This window comes from Bacillus sp. FSL K6-2841, from assembly GCF_037976435.1.
Lineage (GTDB): Bacteria > Bacillota > Bacilli > Bacillales > Bacillaceae > Bacillus > Bacillus pumilus.
In genome coordinates, this window is sequence record NZ_CP150266.1 from 3,611,425 (window position 1) to 3,636,285 (window position 24,861).

General features: G+C 42.6%; 18 protein-coding genes. 13 read left to right on the plus strand and 5 right to left on the minus strand.

Features of this window, described 5'->3' with window-relative positions:
• Positions 1-53 precede the first annotated feature (53 nt).
• Together MHH68_RS18495 and MHH68_RS18500 are read right to left on the minus strand one after the other, a co-directional pair.
• On the minus strand, positions 54-1,343 hold the full coding sequence (locus tag MHH68_RS18495; protein WP_058013217.1) for an adenylosuccinate synthase: 1,290 nt from the start codon (positions 1,341-1,343) through the stop codon (positions 54-56).
• Positions 1,344-1,559: 216 nt separating this feature from the next.
• Positions 1,560-2,171 (minus strand): TetR/AcrR family transcriptional regulator, encoded by a 612-nt coding sequence (locus MHH68_RS18500; RefSeq protein ID WP_339164622.1) that lies wholly within the window; start codon positions 2,169-2,171, stop codon positions 1,560-1,562.
• A gap of 106 nt (positions 2,172-2,277) precedes the next feature.
• Between MHH68_RS18500 and MHH68_RS18505 the strand changes: the two genes are divergently transcribed.
• Positions 2,278-3,483, plus strand: coding sequence for a cytochrome P450 (locus MHH68_RS18505; RefSeq protein WP_339164624.1), 1,206 nt, complete (start codon positions 2,278-2,280; stop codon positions 3,481-3,483).
• A 33-nt stretch (positions 3,484-3,516) separates the two neighbouring features.
• Here MHH68_RS18505 and MHH68_RS18510 read toward each other — a convergent pair whose 3' ends face one another.
• From MHH68_RS18510 to MHH68_RS18520, 3 genes are all read right to left on the minus strand, one after another.
• Positions 3,517-3,930: a VOC family protein gene (locus MHH68_RS18510; protein ID WP_058013214.1), complete on the minus strand. Its 414-nt coding sequence runs from the start codon at positions 3,928-3,930 to the stop codon at positions 3,517-3,519.
• A gap of 129 nt (positions 3,931-4,059) precedes the next feature.
• The gene (gene dnaB, locus MHH68_RS18515) at positions 4,060-5,424 is read right to left on the minus strand and encodes a replicative DNA helicase (RefSeq protein ID WP_024424034.1); all 1,365 of its coding nucleotides are present in this window, start codon (positions 5,422-5,424) and stop codon (positions 4,060-4,062) included.
• Positions 5,425-5,644: 220 nt separating this feature from the next.
• A complete protein-coding gene (locus tag MHH68_RS18520; protein WP_058013213.1) occupies positions 5,645-6,601 on the minus strand; it encodes a DUF4885 family protein in 957 nt (318 codons plus the stop codon).
• Between the two features lie 108 nt (positions 6,602-6,709).
• Here MHH68_RS18520 and MHH68_RS18525 point away from each other — a divergent pair, with 108 nt between their 5' ends.
• The 12 genes from MHH68_RS18525 (at position 6,710) to MHH68_RS18580 (ending at position 24,840) form a co-directional block, all read left to right on the plus strand.
• Entirely contained in the window at positions 6,710-7,567 is an 858-nt protein-coding gene (locus tag MHH68_RS18525; protein ID WP_339164627.1) for a hypothetical protein, read from the plus strand.
• Between the two features lie 566 nt (positions 7,568-8,133).
• On the plus strand, positions 8,134-9,015 hold the full coding sequence (locus MHH68_RS18530) for an alpha/beta hydrolase-fold protein (RefSeq protein ID WP_339164629.1): 882 nt from the start codon (positions 8,134-8,136) through the stop codon (positions 9,013-9,015).
• Between the two features lie 7 nt (positions 9,016-9,022).
• Positions 9,023-9,808 (plus strand): 2,3-dihydro-2,3-dihydroxybenzoate dehydrogenase, encoded by a 786-nt coding sequence (locus MHH68_RS18535; RefSeq protein ID WP_339164631.1) that lies wholly within the window; start codon positions 9,023-9,025, stop codon positions 9,806-9,808.
• Positions 9,809-9,834: 26 nt separating this feature from the next.
• On the plus strand, positions 9,835-11,016 hold the full coding sequence (gene dhbC / locus MHH68_RS18540) for an isochorismate synthase DhbC (RefSeq protein WP_339164633.1): 1,182 nt from the start codon (positions 9,835-9,837) through the stop codon (positions 11,014-11,016).
• Between the two features lie 24 nt (positions 11,017-11,040).
• Positions 11,041-12,660: a (2,3-dihydroxybenzoyl)adenylate synthase gene (locus MHH68_RS18545; RefSeq protein WP_339164635.1), complete on the plus strand. Its 1,620-nt coding sequence runs from the start codon at positions 11,041-11,043 to the stop codon at positions 12,658-12,660.
• Between the two features lie 19 nt (positions 12,661-12,679).
• Positions 12,680-13,585, plus strand: a complete 906-nt coding sequence (locus MHH68_RS18550) for an isochorismatase family protein (protein WP_339164636.1) — start codon at positions 12,680-12,682, stop codon at positions 13,583-13,585.
• 15 nt (positions 13,586-13,600) lie between these two features.
• On the plus strand, positions 13,601-20,749 hold the full coding sequence (locus tag MHH68_RS18555; RefSeq protein WP_339164638.1) for an amino acid adenylation domain-containing protein: 7,149 nt from the start codon (positions 13,601-13,603) through the stop codon (positions 20,747-20,749).
• A gap of 20 nt (positions 20,750-20,769) precedes the next feature.
• Positions 20,770-20,997: an MbtH family protein gene (locus tag MHH68_RS18560; RefSeq protein WP_061410170.1), complete on the plus strand. Its 228-nt coding sequence runs from the start codon at positions 20,770-20,772 to the stop codon at positions 20,995-20,997.
• 124 nt (positions 20,998-21,121) lie between these two features.
• A complete protein-coding gene (locus MHH68_RS18565) occupies positions 21,122-22,744 on the plus strand; it encodes a helix-turn-helix domain-containing protein (protein WP_339164640.1) in 1,623 nt (540 codons plus the stop codon).
• A 98-nt stretch (positions 22,745-22,842) separates the two neighbouring features.
• A complete protein-coding gene (locus MHH68_RS18570; protein WP_061410174.1) occupies positions 22,843-23,808 on the plus strand; it encodes an ABC transporter substrate-binding protein in 966 nt (321 codons plus the stop codon).
• A 78-nt stretch (positions 23,809-23,886) separates the two neighbouring features.
• A complete protein-coding gene (locus MHH68_RS18575) occupies positions 23,887-24,621 on the plus strand; it encodes an alpha/beta hydrolase-fold protein (RefSeq protein WP_268497260.1) in 735 nt (244 codons plus the stop codon).
• Between the two features lie 72 nt (positions 24,622-24,693).
• Positions 24,694-24,840, plus strand: coding sequence for a YycC family protein (locus tag MHH68_RS18580; protein WP_003214589.1), 147 nt, complete (start codon positions 24,694-24,696; stop codon positions 24,838-24,840).
• The last annotated feature ends 21 nt before the right edge of the window (positions 24,841-24,861 follow it).

A 24,861-nucleotide genomic window follows, 5' to 3' on the forward strand; every position in this document is an offset into this window, starting at 1 on the left:
CAAAAAAACACCAGTAAAATGTGCAATTTTACTGGTGTTTGATCAGTCTATGATTATGGACGGTACACGCTGCGGACAACGTTCGTTTGGGAACGATCTGGTCCGACTGAGAAAATGGAAAGTGGAATACCTGTTAATTGTGAAATACGCTCTAAATAATGACGGGCATTTTCAGGCAGTTCGCTTAAATTCTTCACGCCTGTAATATCCTCTGTCCATCCTGGCATTTCTTCGTAGACAGGCTCACATTTCGCTAGTTCCTTTAGACTTGCTGGGAATTCTTCTGTGATTTCTCCGTTCAATTTATAAGCGACACAGATTTTCAATGTTTCAATCCCTGTCAATACATCAATTGAGTTAAGAGATAGATCTGTAATCCCGCTCACACGGCGAGCATGGCGGACAACCACACTGTCAAACCAGCCAACACGGCGCGGGCGTCCAGTTGTTGTACCGTATTCACGGCCAACCTCACGGATTTGATCACCAATTTCATCATGGAGTTCTGTCGGGAATGGGCCATCTCCAACACGTGTTGTGTACGCTTTTGACACGCCGACCACATGTTGAATCTTTGTTGGTCCTACACCAGAACCAATCGTCACTCCTCCAGCCACTGGGTTAGATGACGTAACAAATGGATATGTCCCTTGATCGATATCAAGCATAACACCTTGTGCCCCTTCAAATAGCACGCGGCGGCCTTCATCTAGTGCGTCATTCAAGACAACAGATGTGTCCACGACATATTTTTTCACTTGCTGGCCATATTCATAATACTCGTCTAAAATATCTTCAATCTTGAAGCCTTCTGCGTCGTACATTTTCTCTAAAAGACGATTTTTCTCTTCTAGATTACGGGCAAGCTTCTCTTCAAATACTTCACGATCTAATAGATCTGCGACACGGATACCGATACGAGCTGCTTTGTCCATATAAGCTGGTCCGATTCCTTTTTTCGTCGTACCGATCTTGTTAGCCCCTTTCCGCTCTTCTTCTACCTCGTCCAATTTTAAATGGTAAGGTAAAATCACATGGGCTCTATTGCTGATTCTGAGGTTATCTGTACTCACATTCCGTTCGTGAAGATACGCAAGCTCAGTGACCAACGCTTTAGGATCAACCACCATTCCATTACCGATGACACAAGTTTTCTCTTGATAAAAAATACCGGACGGAATGAGGTGTAACTTGTAAGTCACTCCATCAAATTTGATCGTGTGACCTGCATTGTTTCCCCCTTGATAACGGGCAATCACCTCTGCATTTTCTGAAAGGAAATCGGTAATTTTCCCTTTCCCTTCGTCACCCCACTGCGTACCTACTACGACTACTGAAGACATATCGTGCACCTCCGTTAACCTTTCAAAACGTTATCTCTTTCAAACACATTTATTTTATCAATGCAAAACGAAAAAGTCAACGTGAAATCCGAACATTAATATCTCGAAATCAAATTTTGTTCGTTTTAAATATGAGAAAAAGCGCTTTACTCACTTCTTCAGCGCTTAAAAAGGGAGATTTTGAGTAAAACCAACGTTTTTGATTGTTCTTACTTTCTATTGATTTTCAATTAAATGAATCATCGAGCTTGCCATAAAATCAGGTGAGTACGGTCGCCCTGTCCTCAGCCACCATTCAGCTGTTCCAACGTAAGCCGAGATGACGAATTGCTTCTGCATGTCGATAGGAACGAGATGCGGATCGGGCTTTGAGCCTGCAACCCCCTCTACCCCCAAAGAAAAGCTTTCTTCAAAAAAAGCACGAACCGTTTCATGAATATTGAGCTCTCTCCCTCGTTTCAAGAGAATTTGATACTCCTCTTCATGTTCCTGCAAATGCTGATAAAATCGAAAAATATATACATATGCCGCATGCTCTTTTTCCAAATCATCTTCTTGTACAGGCGCATAAATGGCACATTTCATCACATCAAACATCTCATCCATCACCTGCTGGGCAAGATCAAATTTATCCTCATAATGTTGATAAAAGGTCGTGCGGTGGATACCTGCCACTTTTGTCAAATCCTGTACAGAAATCTTCCCCCATTCTTTCTCACTTAATAACTGAAATAATGCTTTTCTTAATTGCTGCTTTGATTCCGTTGCGCGCTTATCCTCTCTGTAGCAGTCCGCCACAAGCCGCTCTCCCCTTCCTATTTTCTTCAACAGATTTCGCTTTTCTGTTGGTTGAATCCTCCAGGCTGATGAATTAACTTTAATCTAACACAATGAAAAAAAGGAATCATCTGACAACCTATAAGGAGTGATGATCATGGAAACAACAGCCCCAAGTGCCGTGCAAAAAACGTTATTAAGAGGAAAGAACAAGCAGGACCCGTATCACCCATTTGATTGGTATGCCAACATGCGCCAGACATCACCTGTTCATTTTGACGAAGCCAGCCGAACGTGGAGCGTATTCACCTATGAGGAAGCAAAGCGTGTGACAATCGATAAAGATATCTTTTCGAGTCAGCCTCCTAAAAACCAGCGGAAGCATTCACTGATGAAAACAATGGTGATGATGGATCCTCCCAATCACACTCGCATCCGCTCCATTGTCAGCAAAGCCTTTACCCCTCGAGTCATGAAATTGTGGGAGCCTCGTATTCAAGAATTAATGGATGAACTCATGGCACAAATAGAAGGAAAAAAAGAGATAGACCTAGTGCAAGACATCTCTTATCCACTTCCTGTCATTGTCATTGCAGAGCTTTTAGGTGTGCCATCAGAGCATAAACAATCCTTTAAAGAATGGTCAGATATTCTCGTCAGCATGCCTAAAAGCGAAAACGAGGAAGATGTAGCTGAATGGCAGAAAACACGTGACAAAGGAGAAGCTGACATGATGGCGTTTTTTGCAGACACCATTGAAAAGAAACGTCACAATCTCGGTGATGATTTGATTTCCCTCATCATTCAAGCGGAGGAGAATGGAGAAAAACTGTCAGCGGATGAACTAATACCATTCTGTAATCTTCTTCTTTTAGCAGGCAACGAAACAACCACCAACTTGATATCCAATATGATTTTCAGCTTGTTAGAACAGCCGGGTGCGTATGAAGCGCTCGCCCAATCACCTGAACTCATCCCACGTGCGGTGGAAGAGGCCGTCCGTTTTCGTGCACCAGCTCCTGCGATCGTCCGCTACGTCACAAAAGACACAGAGCTTGGAGGGAAAGTGTTGAAAAAGGGAGACAATGTGATTGTGTTTCTTGCTTCTGCCAACCGAGATGAGCGTCAATTTTCAAACGCACATGAATACGATATACACCGCCACCCTAATCCTCATATTGGTTTCGGGCACGGTATCCATTTCTGTCTTGGCGCACCACTAGCACGTCTTGAAGCATGTACAGCTATAAAGATTTTAATAGAACGATATGAGGCGCTAGAGCTCCTCTCTTACGTTCCGATGACAAGCAGCAGCATGTATGGACTGAAAGAGCTGAAACTGCGTGTCACACCTCGTTCATAACAGAATAGACTCCCGGGCATGGGAGTCTTTTTTTCAAACGGGGGTGATTCCATCTGTGTTCATGAGCACAATGCGATACCCATCTGGATCTTCAATGGTTGCTCCTCCCCGTTCCCAATATGGATTTGTAGAGGTGACTTGCCGTCCGCCAAATGAGAGCAATCTCTCTTTCATTTGCCTGAATTCCTCAGCATCTGGAATATAGAACACGAGAAGCTGTTCTGGATGCGGGGCGGGCAGGCTTTCTTCTTCTTCATGCTTCGTGATTTCTAAATGAACATGCTGATGAGGAAGCCCCAGCATGACTCCATCATATCCTTCATGCTGATCAAACGAACCTATTCGTTTGAGTCCTAAGCCTTCTTCATAAAAGGAAACAACCTCTTCCATGTTGACAGTTGGGCGTGCGATGCGTAATTGAGCGGCTTCGAACTGTTGAAATTTCATCAGTCATCACTCCTTTTCTCTTTTTAGTATACGATTTCTCTGTCTTTCTCTCCTCCTCATTTCGATCGTTTTTCAATCATTCTTTCGATGTAGATAGATCAAAAAAAGCCCAGCTTCTTGAGCTGGGCTTTAAGCACCGGGCGGAACACCCGCATCGTCAAATCTTCTTTCCAGGTTGACGAATTTGTTATATTCTTTGACGAATGCCAGTGATACAGTACCAACTGGGCCGTTACGCTGTTTGGCAATGATGATTTCAATAATGTTCTTATTCTCTGATTCTTTGTCATAGTAATCATCACGGTAAAGGAATGCCACGATATCGGCATCCTGCTCGATACTTCCTGATTCACGAATATCTGACATCATCGGGCGTTTGTCCTGACGCTGCTCTACTCCACGTGAAAGCTGAGACAAAGCAATAACTGGAACTTCAAGCTCCCTTGCCAGCGATTTCAATGCCCTAGAGATTTCAGACACCTCTTGCTGACGGTTATCGCTTGATCGTCCGCTCCCTTGAATGAGCTGTAAATAGTCAATCAGGATCATGCCAAGACCGTTTTCTTGCTTCAAACGGCGGCATTTTGAGCGAATTTCACTTACTCTAATTCCTGGTGTATCATCAATGAAAATCCCACTATTTGATAGCGAGCCCATCGCCATTGTCAGCTTGCCCCAGTCCTCTTCTGTCAGATTACCGGTTCTTAAGTTCTGTGCATTGATATTCCCTTCTGCACAAAGCATACGCATCACTAGCTGCTCAGCTCCCATCTCTAAACTAAAGATGGCGACACTTTCGTCCGTTTTGGTCGCAACATTCTGTGCGATGTTCAATGCGAAAGCCGTTTTCCCTACTGATGGACGAGCCGCGACAATGATTAAGTCATTTCGCTGGAATCCAGCTGTCATCCGGTCAAGCTCTGAGAAACCTGTTGGAATCCCTGTGATATCGCCTTTTCGGTTATGAAGCTGTTCAATATTATCATATGTCTGAACAAGCACGTCCTTAATGTTTTGGAAGGCTCCTGAGTTTTTACGCTGCGCCACTTCCATAATGGTCTTTTCAGCATCACTCAACAGATCCTCTACTTCATCTTCACGCGTGTACCCATCCTGTGCAATGGTTGTCGCCGTGCGGATCAGACGTCTTAAAATTGATTTCTCTTCTACAATTTTTGCATAGTATTCAATGTTTGCGGCAGTTGGGACAGAGTTCGCAATATCGGTTAAATACGAAATCCCGCCTACCTCTTCTAGTAAATCTGTATTGGCCAGTTCAGAAGTCACCGTAACAAGATCGACCGGTTCCCCTCTATCACCAAGTATAAGCATCGCATTGTAAATCTTTTGATGCGACATTCTATAGAAATCCTCTGGAATTAATACCTCAGAAGCGAGCGTGAGCGCAGATGGTTCTAAAAAAACAGCACCTAATACGGCCTGCTCGGCTTCTATATTTTGCGGCGGCAGCCGGTCATCGAGAAGTTCCGTCATGCCAAGCACCGTCCTTTCATAAAAAAATACGCTACTCATCATTTTAACATTTTCATCAATAAAAAAGTGAAAAACATCGACTATAGTCAAAATTACCATGAGGATGTTTCGTTGAACAGCCAACTAACGCATTTCAATAGAAAAGACTCTGTAACATAAGTTGTTATAGAGTCCTTCATTACCGCTAATGGGATTTGTATCTGTTGCCGTTCACATGTTATTAATCTATCGTTTTCTTCACTCCATAATTTTCTTTTTGTCCAATATCATGCAAAGACCCGTTTTGATAACCAATTGATAACACCAAATCGGGAATAGAATCAAACCCGTTTTTCGCTAGATCAAACAGCTGTGCTCCGTAATGTGAAGCGGCAATTCGTGCATGTTCTGCTGTGTATGGATTTTTCAGGAGATCTTCTTTGTATATATCAAAAATATTCGTTCCTTTATCCGTTACAAATTGACCATTTACAATGCTTAAATCCTTTAAATTGTAGCCTGTCACCGTTTTGATTTGATTCACAAGATGGAACTTTGCAAGAGAATCAGGCGTGAATTGAGTAGAATCATCATTTCTACTTTTCATAATATGAAAAAATAATTCTCTTGTATTGTTGCTTGTATTTAATAGGTCTTCTATTTGTTTGGTTAGCGATTCATCTGTTGATCCACTCACCACTAATTTGAAATGATTTGGGTCAATGGTAAAAGTTAAATTTGTGTTTTTAGGAATGGTTATACCGTTTTTAGAGAATAAATCTTGCAATTGTTCGTTGACCTTTTGTCGATTGAATATTTTCTTTTCTACGCTTTCTTGAGTAGGATCGTACCGTTTTTCGTTACGGAAGATGGCGTCATTAAAGTCATATTGCCCACCCTTATTATTCCTTGCCCAACTCATTTCCATAGTGTACGCAGCTTCTCTTTCAGACTTGGTTAGATCACTTCTGAAATAAGAGGAGTATGGATTTCTATACTTATTATATATGTGGTCTTGAGGATCATTGAATCTTTTATTTTGTTCATTAATTTTTTGATATTTCTCATCAAGTATCTTCATTCGTTTATCTGCTTCGGTCATCGTCTCGTTTGTGCTTTTAATAGTCGATTGGTTTTTAGAATCTGTTTCTTTATGAGTGTTTGAAGTAGCTGCCCTGTATGACGTATTAATATTCATTTTGATTCTCCTTTTTGAAAAATTAGTGATTATTAAATATATCGGCAATTCAGTTAAAATTTGTTAGTTTTGATCCGATATAGTAATTATTACAAGGAGGGTTAAAATATGCCAAATACTATCTTCAAACGTTTTTTATTACCTGCATTATTATTAGTGCTTGTTACTAGTTTTTTTGCACCTAATTCAGCAGAAGCAGCAATTACGGGGAATAACAGTCCTAACACAGCAAGCTTAATGGGATATTGGAAATATAGTCGTCCAGATACGACAATCTTACCTGAAGGTGAAAATGAAGCTTATTATCAGTTCACGATCAATAAGGGTGAAAGGGTTTATGTGCGAAGCTCATATGATAAGAATTATACAGGTATGAAAATAGAAGTGTATAATTCAAAACAATCTATGACAGGGTCCGAGGTTATAAATCCTGATTCAATTACACCATTTATTTTTGCTAATACTGGTGACGTTACTTCTACTTCAGAAACTTATTTTGTAAAAGTGACCCGTGGTACATATACAGGGAATATGTACTTTACTGTTTCCATTCAAGATCGAATTAAATCTGGAAATGGGACATTCAACTTTACGGGGGCCGCTACCAACTTGGGGAATACTTCTTTGAATTTTTTAGGAGTTGATTCTTCTGTCATTACAATGGATTTAACTAATCATACGGCTATTCCCCGAAGTGCAATCGTTAAATCAATTTCAACAACGAGTACCCAATCGCCTAACCAAGGAAATGTCACACACAAGCTGATGGCTGATGAAAACAAAATTTGGAACGAATCTGTTTTTTCATCTGCAACAAGTGGTTCTTACCGTATTTCTCTTGAAGATCAATTAAAAGTCGCGCAAAAATGGAGCTTTAAGTACAACGCAAAGGCTACAGCGAGATCTACTATGAGCAATGTCAAAGCCGATATCCGTTACGAATATGATGTCACAGATGGATTCTAATTGAATGGTGTTTACAGAATTAAAAAGTAAGGGTACATCCCTTACTTTTTTTAATTGTTATCATTCGCCACTAGTAAAAAGCTGTGCATACTATTGAATCAGTTTTGAGATATGAGACCATCTACTTTTCGCAAAATCCTCCTCAATGTCCCTAAAAACACAAATGAGTCTAAAGACTTATTTTTCCTCAAAATCATTTCAAGAAGAAAAGCCCATATTTATTCCTGTATCAAACAGAAGAAAATGGTAAAAATTCCGAGGCAGTCAAGGTCTTTTGACATTTCTCCTATTTTTAAATGGCAAGGTCCGATATTCCCTATTTCAAATCATTTGTTAGTGAGTTAGTCCTTTATTTTCTGAATATTAGAATAAAAAAACCAAGTACACAACTTGATGAACATTTGACTTCATAATTGATAACCATTATCATTTGTTTTGCTTGCGGATAGTTGAGAATCATTTTCATTTGGAGAAGCCATTCTTCAAGTACTACACTCATCCAATAGCTACAAGCCTGCTTTTATCATCGTATGAGAGTCGAATTTGAGGAAGGAGATTTGTCACATATGTCCAAACGCCCTGAAGGAATGGGTACTGAGGATTCATTTTTCGGAGAAAGCCGTCCTTTTTTTATACCTGGGACGGAGCAACTAGATATCACAGCACACCCATACAGACTTTTTATATTTAAACCGAATACTACTCCTCCAGCGGCTGGTTTTCCAGTCATGTACGTGCTTGATGGGAATTCACTTTTTGGCACAATGGTCGAAGCCATTCGTTTACAGTCAAGAAGACCTGAAAAAACAGGTGTTGTACCTGCCATCATTGTTGGAATTGGCTATCAGACAGAAGCGCCCTATCATCCACTCAGGCATTATGATCTCACTCTTACCAGCCCTGACGCTTCCATCGGGGGCAAAAGAAAAGACTTCTCCATCCATACATATGGCGGGGCCTCTGCTTTCTTTTCTTTTTTAGAAGAGACTATAAAGCCTTATATCGAGCAACGCTTTCCGATCAACAAGAGTCGCCAAACACTGTTTGGGCATTCTCTTGGCGGTCTTTTTGTATTACACACACTATTTGAGCACCCTGATGCTTATCAGACATATATTGCAGGCAGTCCTTCTATCCACTGGAACAAAAAATTATTTCTAGAAAAAGAACACCAATTTACCAACCGCATACGTCAGGTGCCTATGAATGTCAGGCTGCTTGTAGGTGTAGGTGAGTTAGAAAAACATCATCCATGTCAAATGAATGCTCATGCAAAGTCACTAGCAAATCGGATGCTGCCTTTATCCTCATATGGCTTACATACGGCCTATCACGAGTTCCCTGAAGAAGGGCATACGTCCGTTTTACCGGTGCTGATGAATTACGCTTTTCGTTTTGCGCTCTATCATGATGATCTTTTAACAACCACAGACATGAAAGAAAGGTAGTGAACGTATGAAACATAGTGGTCTATCTCAAAAGATTGCCCTTGTCACAGGCGCAGGGCAAGGTATCGGACAAGCAGTCGCAAAAAGACTAGCCGATGAAGGTGCGATCATTGCAGTAGTTGACGCAAATGAAGATCAGCTTCAAAGCACCGTCCATCAAATGAATGATGAAGGCTTACGTGCCTTTGCCTATTCAGGTGACATTACCGATCAAGCATCTGTTCAGCACATTGTCAATCAAATTGAAAAACAGCTTGGACCCATTTATTTACTAGTCAATGTAGCAGGCATTCTTCGAATCAGTTCTATTGACCAGCTTAGTGCAGATGACTGGCAACAAACCTTCGCAGTCAACACACATGGTGTCTTTTATGTTTCACAAGCTGTCTCCAAATACATGATGAAAAGATCAGCAGGTGTCATTGTGACCGTCAGCTCTAACGCAGGTGCCATTCCTAGAATGAATATGGCTGCCTATGCCGCTTCAAAGGCAGCAGCTACTTCCTTTACAAAAACGCTTGGATTAGAGCTGGCAGACTATGGAATCAGATGCAATGTTGTCTCTCCTGGCTCTACCGCAACACCTATGCAATGGGCTTTATGGTCTGATGAACAAGGAGCAGACCATGTGATCAAAGGGTCATTAGAGACGTATAAAACCGGTATTCCATTACAAAAAATCGCTGATCCTCAAAACATCGCTGATGCAGTCATCTTCTTTGCATCTGAACAATCCAGTCATATTACGATGCAGAATCTCACGATTGATGGTGGCGCAACACTCGGAATCTAGCATTTCATCAAAAAGGAGGCCTTTTCATGAAACATTCATTATTGCCGTCAGAAGAAAAAGTACAGTTGATTCAAGACTATCAGCCAGGCGCTTTTTTCCTTGCTTCCCCTAAACGTACAATACTTGCAGAAGGAATTTTCCAGCATATTGAAACCAATCAGCTCAGTGAACTCTCCACAAGGGTAGCGCACGTATTTGACACTGCCAAACAAGCTGGTATTCAATCACCAATTATTGCTGGTGCTGTTCCGTTTGATCCGGCGCAACCCGTTCGTTTAAATGTGCCAATCCATGTACAGTTTAGTGATCCACTTGAATTTCATCAAGGTGATGAGGAATCGGAAGTGACATCGCCATCCTATGAGGTGACACCTGTCCCTTCTCCTGAAGTCTACATGAATGGTGTGAACGAAGGGTTAGCTAAAATTGAAAAAGGAGAGCTTAGCAAAATCGTCATTTCTCGATCTCTCCATCTCAAATCAAATCAAGACATTCATACGAAAGCAATACTCGAACGGCTGGCTCGTCACAATACGACTGGCTATACGTTTGCTGCAAATGTAGCTGATCCGAAATCTCCCCAAAAGCGCACACTTCTTGGGGCAAGTCCTGAGTTGCTTCTTTCAAAAACGGGTTCATCTGTGATTTCCAATCCACTCGCTGGTTCTCGGCCGCGTAGTTCAAATCCAGTAGAAGACCAGCGCCGTCACGATGAACTCCTTACTTCAGCGAAGGATTTACACGAGCATGCAGTGGTTGTCGACGCTGTCACTAAAGCGCTTACTCCTTACTGTAGTAAGTTAGATGTGCCTGTATCACCATCCGTCATACAAACAGAAACGATGTGGCATTTATCTACTGTCGTAAAAGGTGAATTAGCAGATTCCAGTGTATCCTCAATTGATTTAGCGCTGAGCCTTCATCCAACACCCGCAGTATGCGGAACACCTACAGCAGATGCACGTGAAGCAATCCAAGCGATTGAACCCTTCGATCGAGGATTTTTCACAGGAATGATCGGCTGGGCAGATGCAAATGGTGATGGTGATTGGATTGTCACCATTCGTTGTGCAGAAGCTGAGGGTCAATCCCTTCGCCTCTTTGCTGGTGCAGGAGTGGTCAAAGGATCTAAGGCAGAAGAAGAGCTAGCCGAAACATCTGCAAAGTTTAACACGATGCTTCGTGCGATGGGCATCCATCAGCTATAAAAATACATAGGAGATGACAAAAACATGTTTGTTCAACCACCTACATGGCCAGAAGAATTTGCAAAACGCTACCGTGAAAACGGCTGTTGGCGTGGAGAAACCTTTGGCGGTATGCTTCGTGAACGCGCCGTATCGTTAAGGAATAAAACTGCGATTACATACGCTGATACGCACATGAGCTACCAAGAACTTGATGAGCGCGTCAGCAGTCTTGCCGCCGGTTTCCATCAGCTTGGAATTCAAAAGGGCAGTCGAGTTGTCGTGCAGCTTCCTAACATTCCTGCTTTTTTTGAAGTCATTTTCGCTTTATTTCGAATCGGTGCTTTACCCGTCTTCTCACTGCCATCTCATAGAAGCAGCGAAATCACTTATTTTATTGAGTTTGCCGAAGCAGACGCATATGTCATACCAGATATCCATGATGGCTTTGATTATCGATCACTCGCACGTCAAGTGAAAGAAAAGCTTCCCTCATTCCCTCATGTCATTGTTGCAGGGAAGGCTGAGGAGTTCCTTGACTTGGATGATCTGCGCAAGGACCCAGCACTTGATCCTCAAATTCATGTAGAGGCAAGCGATATTGCATTTCTTCAGTTATCAGGAGGCAGCACAGGCCTTTCTAAGCTCATACCTCGTACACATGATGACTATATGTATAGTCTTTGGAAAAGCAATGAGGTGTGCGAGCTCACAAAAGATAGTGTGTATTTAGCTACACTTCCAGTTGCGCACAACTATCCATTAAGCTCGCCTGGAGTCCTTGGGACGTTATACGCAGGTGGAAGAGTCGTTCTTGCACCTGGATCAAGTCCTGATGTCGTCTTTCCACTCATTGAAAAAGAACGGGCAACAATTACCGCAGTCGTTCCGCCTATTGCATTGATCTGGCTAGAAGCCGCTCCACATCGATCAGATGACTTATCGAGTCTTGAGGTCTTACAAGTCGGTGGTGCTAAATTAAGCGCCGAGGCAGCAAAACGAGTGATGCCTGCCCTTGGGTGTAAGTTACAGCAAGTTTTTGGCATGGCAGAAGGTCTGGTCAACTATACCAGATTGAATGATCCTGAACATGTCATTATTCACACACAAGGACGCCCGATGTCTGAATATGATGAGGTACTAGTGGTAGATGATGAGGACAAGCCCGTCCCGAATGAAGTGGCTGGACACCTTTTAACAAGAGGACCTTATACGATTCGCGGCTACTATAAAGCCGATGAACAAAACAAGAAAGCATTTACACCCGATGGCTTTTACAGAACAGGTGACATCGTGCGATTAACAAAAGAAGGAAATGTGGTAGTAGAAGGCAGAGACAAGGATCAAATCAATCGTGGCGGCGAAAAGGTTGCCGCTGAAGAAGTTGAAAATCATTTACTTGCGCATCCTGACATTCATGATGCCGCCATGGTGTCCATGCCAGATCCGTTTCTTGGCGAACGCTCATGTGCCTTTGTTATTGCGAAAGGAAACAACAAGCCAGCACCACACGCCTTAAAGTCATTTCTAAGAGAACGCGGGCTCGCTGCCTATAAAATTCCCGACCGCATTGAATGGATCGATGCGTTCCCACAAACAGGTGTAGGCAAAGTCAGCAAAAAAGCATTAAGAGAATTAGCTTCAATCCATACTGCCAACGTATAAAAAAAGAGGAGTGAAAACCATGGCAATCCCTACTATTCCTGCGTATCCAATGCCAAGCATACAAGATTTACCCGAAAATAAAGTGAACTGGATCCCTGATCCGAAACGGGCTGTCCTGCTGATACATGACATGCAGCAATATTTTTTAAATGCATTTCAACAAGATACATCACCGATCACAGAGTTAGTGCAGCATATTGAACAATTACGTGATACATGCAAAGAACTCGGCATTCCAGTCGTCTATACAGCTCAACCTGGTGATCAAGACCCGAAGGATCGTGCCTTATTAACAGATTTTTGGGGGCCTGGACTTGGTGATGATGAAGCATTGACAAAAATCATTGATCAGCTTGCTCCATCTGAAGCAGATACAATGCTGACAAAATGGCGTTATAGCGCATTCAAAAAATCCAACTTTTTAGATATTCTTCACGAAGGCGGACGTGATCAACTGATCATTACTGGCGTGTATGCACATATTGGCTGTATGCTAACAGCCGCAGAAGCATTCATGCTCGATATTGAAACCTTTTTTGTCGCCGATGCCGTCGCTGACTTTTCACTTAAACATCACAAAATGGCAATGACCTATGCAGCTGAACGCTGTGCGGTGACCACAACGACAAGCCAAATCATTCGTCGTTTAACAGGACAGGAAGCAGAAGATGACCTATCCTTTGATGCCATCGTTCACCAAGTAGCTGAGTATCTCCAAATCAATCCAAATGAAATACCGCTTGATGAGAATCTCGTCTACCTTGGCCTTGATTCAATTAGAATGATGAGCCTAGCGGAAAAGTGGAGACAGCAAGGAGCGACAGTCAATTTCGTTGAGCTTGCAGCTAATCCAACGCTCACGTCTTGGCGAGCTCTTCTTTTCCCAGAAAAACAGCCATCTATCCCAAATATCGATTACTTGTAAAGGAGGTATAGACCCTTGTCGATCCAGTCAGTCGATTCATTCCCACTAACCGGTGCCCAATCAGGCATTTGGTATGCGCAGCAGCTTGATCCATCTAATCCTATTTTCAATACAGCTGAGTATATAGATATTAAAGGTCCAATTGATCCCGTACACTTTGAAGCAGCCATTAGAAAGACTGTCTTAGAAGCAGATTCCTTGTATATGCGCTTCGTTGAGGATACTGACGGTCCAAAGCAATGGTTGATATCTAAGAAAGAGATTCCATTTCAATATATCAATTTACAAAATGAAAAACAGCCGCTTGATGCGGCTAAAGCATGGATGAAGACAGACCTTGCAACACCAGCCTCTTTAGAGAAAGATGTATTATTCTGTGAAGTACTTTTTCAACTTGCTGACGACCGTTTTATCTGGTATCAGCGCATTCATCACATTGCCATTGATGGATTCGCCTTTTCGCTCATTGCACGTCGTGTTGCTGAGGTCTATTCAGCCATATCGAAAGGGACCTCTGTGCCTCCTCAAACATTTGGAGCCTTACTTGACGTAGTCCAAGAGGAGATCACCTATCAACAGTCCAATCGGTATGAAGATGATCGAGTTTTTTGGAAAAATCGCTTTGCTGATCAACCTGAAATTGTCAGTCTTGCTGAGCTTGCCCCAAGAACGTCGGATCATTTTATCCGCAAAACGGCTAGATGCGATGCCGAAAAGGTAAGCAAAATGAAAAAAAATGCTCAATTTTTCGGTGGTACGTGGCATGAAATGATTCTTGCGGCATCCGCTCTATATATGCATCGTATGACGGGTGCACATGATATTGTTTTAGGATTACCTGTTATGATGCGCCTTGGATCTTGCGCCTTGCAAACACCCGGAATGGTCATGAACCTGGTACCGCTTCGTTTAACATGCAAACCAGAAATGACGCTCTCAGCACTTGTTCACCAAGTATCTGATGAACTGAAAGCCATTCGTCCTCATCAAAGATATCGTCATGAAGACATGCGGAGAGACTTTAAACTCATCGGAAGAAATCAACGATTATTCGGCCCGCAGATCAATATCATGCCATTTGATTATGATCTCAAGTTCGATCAGAGCATTGGTCAAGCACATAATCTTTCAGCAGGACCCGTAGATGATATATCGATCAACATATACGACCGCGCAGATGGGAACGGATTTCAAATCGACTTTGATGCAAACCCTGCCGTTTACAAAGAGCAAACAATTGACGCTCATCAGCAGCGTTTTCTTCAATTGCTGGAGGAAATAACCGGACTAGAGCAAGATCAGACAATCAGTCAATTTAGCCTTCTTTTGTCTGAAGAAAAAGAGAACATTCTCAAGCACTGGAATGATACAAAACGAGAATTACCAAAAGAATCTTTACGGGAACTATTTGAAAAACAAGTCAGCAAAACACCACAAGCAAAAGCATTACAGTTTGAAGAAATCACTTTGACATACGAAGAGTTGAATCAGCGGGCAAATCAATTGGCTCATTATTTGAAAAAGCGCGGCATTGGACCAGAACAATTTGTCGCAATGGCTCTGCCTCGGTCCATCGATATGGTCGTAAGTCTATTAGCCGTTATCAAGACAGGAGCCGCATATCTGCCACTAGACCCTGATTACCCTAACGATCGTGTCACCTATATGCTAGAAGATGCCAAACCGGCGTGCTTGCTCACAGTCAAAGAGACAGCAGACGGTTTGGAGCATCCGCACATCGTTCAACTGGATGATTCAATTGTTCATCAGGAGATAGCAGACAGTCCGCATCTCAATCCGACCTGGAGCGAAGGCTCCCCGCATCACCCGGCTTACATCCTCTACACGTCAGGATCGACAGGGAAGCCTAAGGGTGTTGTTGTAACAAAACGAAATGTGATCAACTTTATATTGTCCATGCAAGATTCATTTTTATTAGATCAAGGGGACCAGCTTTTAGCGGTAACGACCATTGCCTTTGATATTTCCGGGCTAGAAATGTTCCTCCCGCTTTTACATGGTGCCGCTATATTATTGGCAAAAAAAGAAACGATACAAGAACCAGCAAAGCTTTCAGACATGATTCGTTCTCATCATGTCACAATCATGCAGGCAACACCAACGTTGTGGCATGCGTTAGCAGATGATTACCCTGACGTGATAACAGGTATGCGTGTTCTTGTTGGAGGAGAAGCACTCCCTGCCTCCCTTTTGCACACATTACAATCTCTTCAATGCGACATTACCAATTTGTACGGACCTACAGAAACGACGATCTGGTCTACCATGGAAAATGTCACAGCACATCGAGAGAATAGTGGACCGGCGATTGGCAAACCCATTTGGAATACGAGCATTTACATTTTAGATGAAGGACTAAACCCAGTCCCAGCAGGATCAATCGGTGAACTTTATATCGCAGGTGAAGGAGTATCCAGAGGATATCTTGGACGTTATGACTTAACGGCTGAACGATTTGTCGCTGATCCATTCGGCACAAAAGGCAAGAGAATGTATCGCACTGGTGATTTAGCCAGATGGCGTGAGAATGGCTCGATTGATTATATTAGCCGTGCTGATCATCAAATTAAAATTCGCGGCTTCCGTATTGAACTAGGTGAAATTGAGACAGTCATTATGCAGCACCCAGCCATAAAGCATACGTCCGTTATCGTTCGGGAGGATCAACCTGGACAACAGCTGCTTTGTGCGTATGTTGTGCTGACAGACGACTCTTCTCTTCACCCTTCAGAGCTTAGGCAGTTTGTGGCTGCGTTACTTCCAGACTACATGGTACCTTCTGCTGTTGTCTTTTTGCCGGAACTGCCACTTACACCAAACGGCAAAATCGATCGCAAAGCATTGCCAGTGCCAAATATGTCTTTAGTTAGTTCTGAGCGTACACCTAGAACACCCCAAGAAGACATGTTATGTAGTTTATTTGCAGAAACCCTTGGCGTATCTCAAATTGGCATAGATGATAGTTTCTTTGATTTAGGCGGACATTCTTTACTTGCCGCTCGTCTGCTTCGACGTATACGCGATACATTCGGTGCAGACCTAAGCATGAGCACCATTTTTGAATCACCTCGAGTCGCTGAGCTTGCACAGCACTTAGATAAAGCAAAGGACATTCGGCCGCCGCTTCAGGTAGAAAAAAGGCCAGATGAGATTCCGTTATCCTTTGCTCAGAAACGGCTCTGGTTCCTTCATTGCCTTGAAGGGCCAAGTCCAACTTACAATATTCCACTTGTCATTCAGCTGACAGGTACATTAGATCAAAAAGCTCTCATTGGTGCTTTAGCAGATATCACTGAAAAACATGAAACCCTTAGAACCATCTTTCCAAATAAGAACGGCATGCCAAGACAGGTTATTTTACACCCGAAAAGTGTTCAGCCTGAACTCCACGTCACAGGTTCAAGTGATCAACAAATTGATCATCAGTTAAACGAAGCCATTCGCTATAGCTTTAATATTGAAGAAGAACCTGCACTTCGAGCTGAATTATTCATACTTGATGCAAATCGATCCGTGCTGCTTCTATTGCTGCATCATATCGCTGGTGACGGCTGGTCACTTGCACCATTGACACGAGACTTAGCTGCTGCTTACGAAGCCCGTATACAAGGAAAATCAATCTCCTTGCCAGCCGAACCTGTTCAATATGCTGACTATGCTATTTGGCAGCAGAAGCTGTTGGGCAGTGAAGAAGAGACGGATAGTCTATTTGCCAAGCAGCTTACCTATTGGACAGGTGCCTTACATGACCTGCCTGAAGAACTGGAGCTTCCCTATGACTACCCGCGTCCACAGGAAGGAAGCTTCAACGGTGCTACGATCGACTTTACGATTGAGCCCGCTTTACACCAGCTGCTCCTTGAACTTGCAAAGCAGCATCAGGTGAGCTTGTTCATGGTGCTTCAAGCATCACTTGCAACATTACTGACACGTCTTGGGGCGGGAACAGATATCCCTATTGGCAGTCCAATTGCTGGGCGGAATGACGATGCACTTGACGACATTGTGGGATTGTTTGTGAATACACTAGTATTACGTACAAATACAGCTGGTAATCCAACCTTTAGTGAGCTATTGAAGCGAGTGCGAGACGTTGACTTAGCAGCCTATGAGCATCAGGATCTGCCATTTGAACGGTTAGTGGAAATTCTAAATCCAACCCGCTCCAGGTCACGCAATCCATTGTTCCAGGTCATGCTTGCCTTCCAAAATACACCGAAGGCGGAAATGAAGCTGACACAACTTGACTCAGACCTCTACGTGAAACCAGTAGGATCAGCTAAATTTGATCTGACCATCGAATTAACAGAACAAAGAACTGAAACTGGTTCAGCAGCAGGATTAACAGGATTGTTTGAATTCAGCACAGATGTATTTAAACAAAGTACCATTCAAGCAATCGCTGCCAGAATGAAGCGCTTTTTAACAGAGGTAGTTGAGCGCCCACATCTGCCGATTGGTCAAGTGAACATTTTAACAGATAAAGAGCGGCAAACATTTCTACCTGACAAAAAGACATTTGCTCAGTTAGACCAAGCACATCGTCTCCCGACCTTATTTGAAAAAACGGTGCAGCAATATCCTGATCAAGTGGCAGTAACGGATGGCAAGAGGCAGCTTACCTATGAAGAGTTAAACAACAAAGCCAATCGTCTTGCTCATTTATTAATAGAAAGAGGCGTTGGACCAGAACAGTTCGTTGCACTTGCCCTGCCTAGATCAATCGATATGCTCGTCAGCCTATTAGCCGTTCATAAAGCAGGCGCAGCCTATGTTCCGCTTGATCCTGATTATCCAGTAGACAGGCTGGCATACATGATACAAGATGCCAAACCAGTTTGCAGCATCACAACAAAAGCAGCTGCATTGCATCTCCCTGCTGATTGCGATTTGATTTTGTTAGACGAAAAAGAAACAAATGATCAATTACAGATGACGCCAAATCACAATCCGGCTGATATAGACAGACTTGAGCCGCTATCTCCTCTGCATCCGGCCTATATTATTTATACATCCGGATCTACAGGAAAACCAAAAGGAGTGGTCATCCCACACCAAAATGTCATCCGTCTTCTGACATCTACTGAACATTGGTTCCATTTCGATGAAGAGGATGTTTGGACAATGTTCCATTCGTATGCCTTTGACTTTTCAGTTTGGGAAATATGGGGACCCCTTTTATATGGCGGTCGGCTTGTCATTGTTCCTCATACCATCTCTCGTTCTCCAGAAGAGATGCTGCAGCTTCTAGTCGATGAAGGTGTGACTGTGCTTAATCAAACACCTTCTGCCTTCTATCAGCTCATGCAGATAGACAAGGAACAACAAACACTTGGTCAAGCATTATCACTCCGCTATGTCATCTTTGGCGGTGAAGCATTAGAGCTTAGCAGATTAGAAGATTGGTACAGCCGTCACTCAGACTGCAAGCCAAAGCTAATTAACATGTACGGCATTACAGAAACCACCGTACACGTTACGTACAATGTACTCAATCGAGACATGATCGCAAAGAAATCCAGCAGCTTAATAGGCGAACCGATTCCTGATTTACGCGTGTACGTACTAGATGAATACCTACAGCCTGTTCCACCTGGGACGACAGGTGAAATGTATGTAGCTGGAGCTGGTTTGGCAAGAGGTTATCTAGGCAGGCCTGACCTGACATCAGATCGATTCCCTGCCGATCCTTATGGAGCACCTGGCACAAGGATGTATCGAACTGGCGACCTCGCTCGCTGGACAGAAGAAGGGGCACTTGATTACATTGGCAGAGCTGATCATCAAATTAAAATACGCGGGTTTAGAATTGAACTTGGAGAAATCGAAGCCGTTCTATCACGCCACGATGCAGTTGCACAAGTTGCCGTGATTATGCGAGAGGATCAGCCTGGCGACAAACGATTAGTCGCATACATCGTCACAACTGAAGAAGACCGTTTCGATACAGAGAATCTTCGCCATTTTGCGTCAGCCAGTCTTCCTGATTACATGGTGCCTGCGGCTTATGTACAGATTGATACGATGCCACTTACAGCAAACGGGAAGCTTGATCAAAAATCACTTCCGGCACCTCAATTGCACATACAGCAGACGGATGGCCGCGGCCCAAGAAACCCGAAAGAGGAAGTTCTATGCCACCTCTTTGAAGAGGTGCTTGATTTGCCAAAAATCAGCATTGACGATCGCTTTTTTGATATTGGCGGGCACTCATTACTTGCGGTTCGTTTAATCAGCCGCATTCGTGATGCACTTGGTGTCAAACTAAGCATCGGAACGTTGTTTGAAGCACCAAACGTTGCAAGTTTGGCAGAGAAACTAGAAACCGGAAGTGATGAAAACGCACTAGAAATCCTGCTGCCGCTACGAACAAATGGAGAAAGATATCCTCTCTTCTGTGTTCACCCAGCTGGTGGCCTTAGCTGGTGCTATGCAGGTCTCTTGAATACATTAGAGAAAGACATCCCAATTTATGGATTACAAGCACGAGGCATTGCAAGAAAAGATGACTACCCGTACACATTAGATGATATGGCTGCGGATTATATCAAGCATATCCGAACGATTCAACCAAAAGGCCCTTATCATCTTCTTGGCTGGTCACTTGGTGGAAACGTTGTACAGGCAATGGCTACACAGCTCCAGCAGCAAGGTGAAGAAATCGCTCTCGTTGCGATGCTCGATGCCTATCCAAACCATTTCTTACCGATTAAAGAAGCACCCGATGAAGAAGAAGCACTAATCGCTCTTCTTGCACTCGGGGGTTATGATCCAGATACCTTAACAGGTGAACCACTCACGATGAAAAGTGCTGTCGACATCTTGAAGAAAGACGGCAGTGCACTAGCAAGCTTAAGTGAAGATGCCATTAGAAATCTAAAGGAAACCTATGTCAATTCAGTTCGATTGCTCGGAGAATATCAGCCAAAAACTTATCATGGGGACATATTATTCTTTAGATCTACCATTATCCCAGATTGGTTTACACCAATTGATCCCGAAGCATGGGCACCTTATATCAACGGAACCATTGAACAGCACGACATTCATTGCCGGCACAAAGACATGTGCCAGCCTAAACCCCTAGCAGAAATTGGTGTCATCTTAGACAACGCTCTGCATCGGGTCAAACAAAAGCACTAAGAATAAAGGAGAGATGACAAATGACAAATCCCTTTGATCGTGAAGACGGTGTATTTCTTGTGCTTGTCAATGAACAAGGACAGCATTCACTTTGGCCATCATTTGCACCAGTGCCAGATGGGTGGGAAAAGGTCTTTGGTGAAGACACTAGAAATGCCTGCATCGATTATATCCAGACACACTGGCAGGACTTACGGCCATTAAGCTTAACAAAAGAACCTGTGCTAGCACATGGAAAAACAGACTAAATCATCGCACCCTGATCTGACTCAGGGTGCTTTTTTGACAGAATAAACATCACCATCTTTCCAGCTCTTTCTGCTACAATTTAATTGAGAATGTTTATCAACAAATAAGAGATCAGGTGGTTTTATGGGAAACAATCAATTACGTTCAATGGCAAATGCCGAACAATTCATCTATCGATTGACATTTGCTGAAAAAATAAAGAATGCAGAGCTTCCGCATAAGGAGCAGCAGTTATCAGATACATATTGCCTCCTCGTTAGCATAAGCAGCAGCGGCTTACTCACGCTGAACGATCAAAAATGGCGATTGAAAAATCTAACACTCTATACAATTCTGTCTGATGAGACATTTATGTTAAAAACAAAGCCTTATCAAAAACACGAGCTCTATCTGCTTCGCTTTCAAATGTTCACGCCGCAAGGTCAACACCTAGAAGAAGTATCAACTGAACATGCCCGGTCTTTACTGAATGTATGGCAATTTATCGATATTAGCTCAATTGAACAAATTCATTCTTTACTGTCCGAAATGACAGAGGAATGGAAAAGACATGAATCCGTTAGCTTTTTTAGAAGCCAAACCCTTTTTCAACAGCTCATCCTGCAGCTTTTCACACTGCATAATGAAGATACTTGTGACACGACACATGCCCTTTTCAAAACAAAACAATATATTGATCAACATTCCGAAGAACCCCTCAGCCTTACAAGTCTATCTCAAATGGCTGGCATCAGCGCCAATCATTACAGTGAGCTATTTAAAAAGCATTTTAATGTGAGTGTCACTGATTATATCACCAAGAAAAGGATGGCTAGAGCCAAACAGTTAATGGCAAAAGGCAACGCAAAGCTCAAAGACATTGCACTGGAAATCGGCTATCAAGATCCCTATTACTTTAGCCGCATCTTTAAGAAAAAAACGGGCATGACCCCTTCTACTTATATGAAAAGCCGTCAGCGGAAAATTGCAGCCTATGGCCATTCCATACTCGGTCAGCTCACACCCATTCATATCATCCCGTATGCTGCCCCTCTTCATCCTAAATGGACAGCACATGATTTTGAGCATCATGCAGAAGAAATCCCGATTCACCTGAGTGCACATCGGATCAACGAGCACGCTGAATCCAATTTACAGCAATTAAAGGAAACAACACCTGAGCTGATCATTGCCAATGATCATGTGACAGAAGAAGAAAAACAAGTGTTGAAAACCATCTGTCCTGTTCACTTTGTTCCATTCACCCAATTGGATTGGCGCACTCAATTCAGACAAACAGCTATGTTCCTAAACGAAGCGAAGGAAGCAGAAGAATGGTTGATTCATTATGAGGAGCTCGTCATTCAGGCGAAAAAGACATGCCTTTTTGATCATCCACCAAAAACCGTCCTGCCTCTTCGCATCTTTCAAGATCAACTCTACTTGTCTGTAAATCGCACCATGTCAGAAGTGATTTTTCATGATATTGGTCTTCTGCCAGCTTTTCAGAATGATGGACAGCTAATAGAAAAGAAAATCACCATTCGCTCCATACAACAGCTAGATCCAGACGCCATCTTCCTCTACTTGCATAAGGAGCCAAAAACCCTTGCTTTTTATCAAAAGTTAAAGCAACAGGAAGATTGGCAAAATCTCAAAGCTGTGACGCAGCAAGCAGTCTATCCACTAGCATCTGACCCTTGGCGTGAATACACAGCAGCCAGTCATCAACGAGTCATTCAGGACCTTTTATCTTTTTTTCCGTAAAAAGTCCATCATTTGGCAGAGAATTGTCTATGGATAAAAGGACAAAAGCCTAATACAATCTTTAATTGAGAACAATTATCAGTTAAAGGAGAAAACAAATGAAAAAATGGTTAGCATTGCTTATCCTTTGTATCATGACGATCACCACAGCTGCCTGTGGTGCTGCAGAAAATAAACCTGCTTCAAACACAACCAAAAGCAAGTCAGCTGAAATAGCAGAAACAAGCATCAATTACTTAGATCAAACGTACAAACTCAAAACGCCAGTGAAACGAATTGTCATTGCTGGAAGCCTAGAATCAATGGAAGATGCCAAATTACTTGATATCGAGCCTATTGGTGCTTCTACAGTAGGCGGCGCATTCCCTGAATTATTTAAAGACATCACAGCGAAAACAGAAGGCATCGGTGAAAAAACAGAACCGAACCTAGAAAAAATCTTAAAATTAAAACCAGATGTGATACTCGGATCAACAAAGTTTCCACCTGCAACAATTAAAAAATTGGACAAAATCCAAACAACAATCCCAGTATCCCATGTCTCTTCTGACTGGGAAAGCAATCTTTTATTGCTCGGTACACTTACTGGAAAAAGTGAAGAAGCGAAAAACATCATTTCTGATTATCAGAAAGACCTCAAACAAGCGAAAGAAACCCTGAAAGACAAAAGCAGCAACAAAACAGCTGTCATTTTACGCATTAGACAAGGCGACCTGTACGTGTACCCTGAAGACGTATACTTCAACTCTACCTTATATGGGGACTTAGGATTTACAGCACCAAGTGATATCAAAAAAGCCAAAGCACAAGCATTGATTTCATTGGAGCGCCTGGGCGAACTCAATCCTGACTATATTTTCGTTCAGTTCTCTAAAGAGGAAAACTCATCGAAACCTAACGCATTAAAAGACTTAGAGAAAAATAAAATTTGGACAAGCCTAAAAGCTGTGAAAAATGGGCACATCAATGAAAATGTCGTTGATCCTATGCTTCAAGGAGGAACTGCACTAAGCAAAACAACCTTCCTTGATAAGGCCGTCAAATGGTTAGAGAAAAACAACTAAAAAAAGAAGACAAAGGGTTAATGTTTAGCCCTTTGTCTTCTTTTCAGCTTATTTGAGAATCTTGAGGAGTGAATACATATGAACGGAACGTTTCTATATGACGAGTTTAACGGGCGTCAGCTTGATATTTACGTTCCAAAGGACACCTCTATTAATGTTCCAGCTGTCTTTGTACAAGATGGCTCTTCTTTGTTTAGAACACACCTGCTAGAGATCGAAAGACTGATCGAAGCCAAAACCATCTCTCCAATCATCATTGTCGGCATACACCCCTTCAATCGACTTGACGAGTATACACCATGGAAGGCGTCATCACTGCACTCTGGGTTTCCTGACTTTAAAGGCGAGGCACAGACGTATGTGTCATTTTTAGCGAATGACTTGCTCCCATATATCAAAAGAAAATATCCAGTCAAACAGACCTGTCATGAACATAGTCACATTGGTGCTTCATTAGGTGGGCTATTTGCAATTTATACTTTATTGATGTACCCTGCTCTTTTTAAAAACATCGCATCTATCTCTGGGTCATTTTGGTATCAAGATTTTCTTCCGTTTGCTAAACAACAAAGCATTCAGTATGTGGATCACCTTATTTATTTGTCTGTGGGCAGTGAAGAAGGTAAAGGCAAAACATCTGCTCAACAGCACATGCCTTTATTCAATAAACAACTACATGACCTTTTATTACAGAAAGGGATGCAGGCATGGCAGCTGCACTATCACATCGAACAAGGAGAGGGCCATCATCTGAAACAATTTCAAAAAAATTTCTTATCCGCCCTAAAGTGGTTTTATCAAAGAGAACGCTAATTTTTTATCTGCATGGCACAAAGCCGATATGATATATTGGAACTTATAGATTAAAAGAGGAGGGATTTGCGTATGAGACCTTTACAAATCTCAGCCGATACAGCACAAAAACTTGCGGCATCACTTAATGTACCCATTGAACAAATCATGCATATGCCGCAACATATCTTAATCGCTAAACTAGCAGAACTTGAACAGAAGAAAGATCGTTCTTCTTAAAGAAATAAAGGAGTTTACATT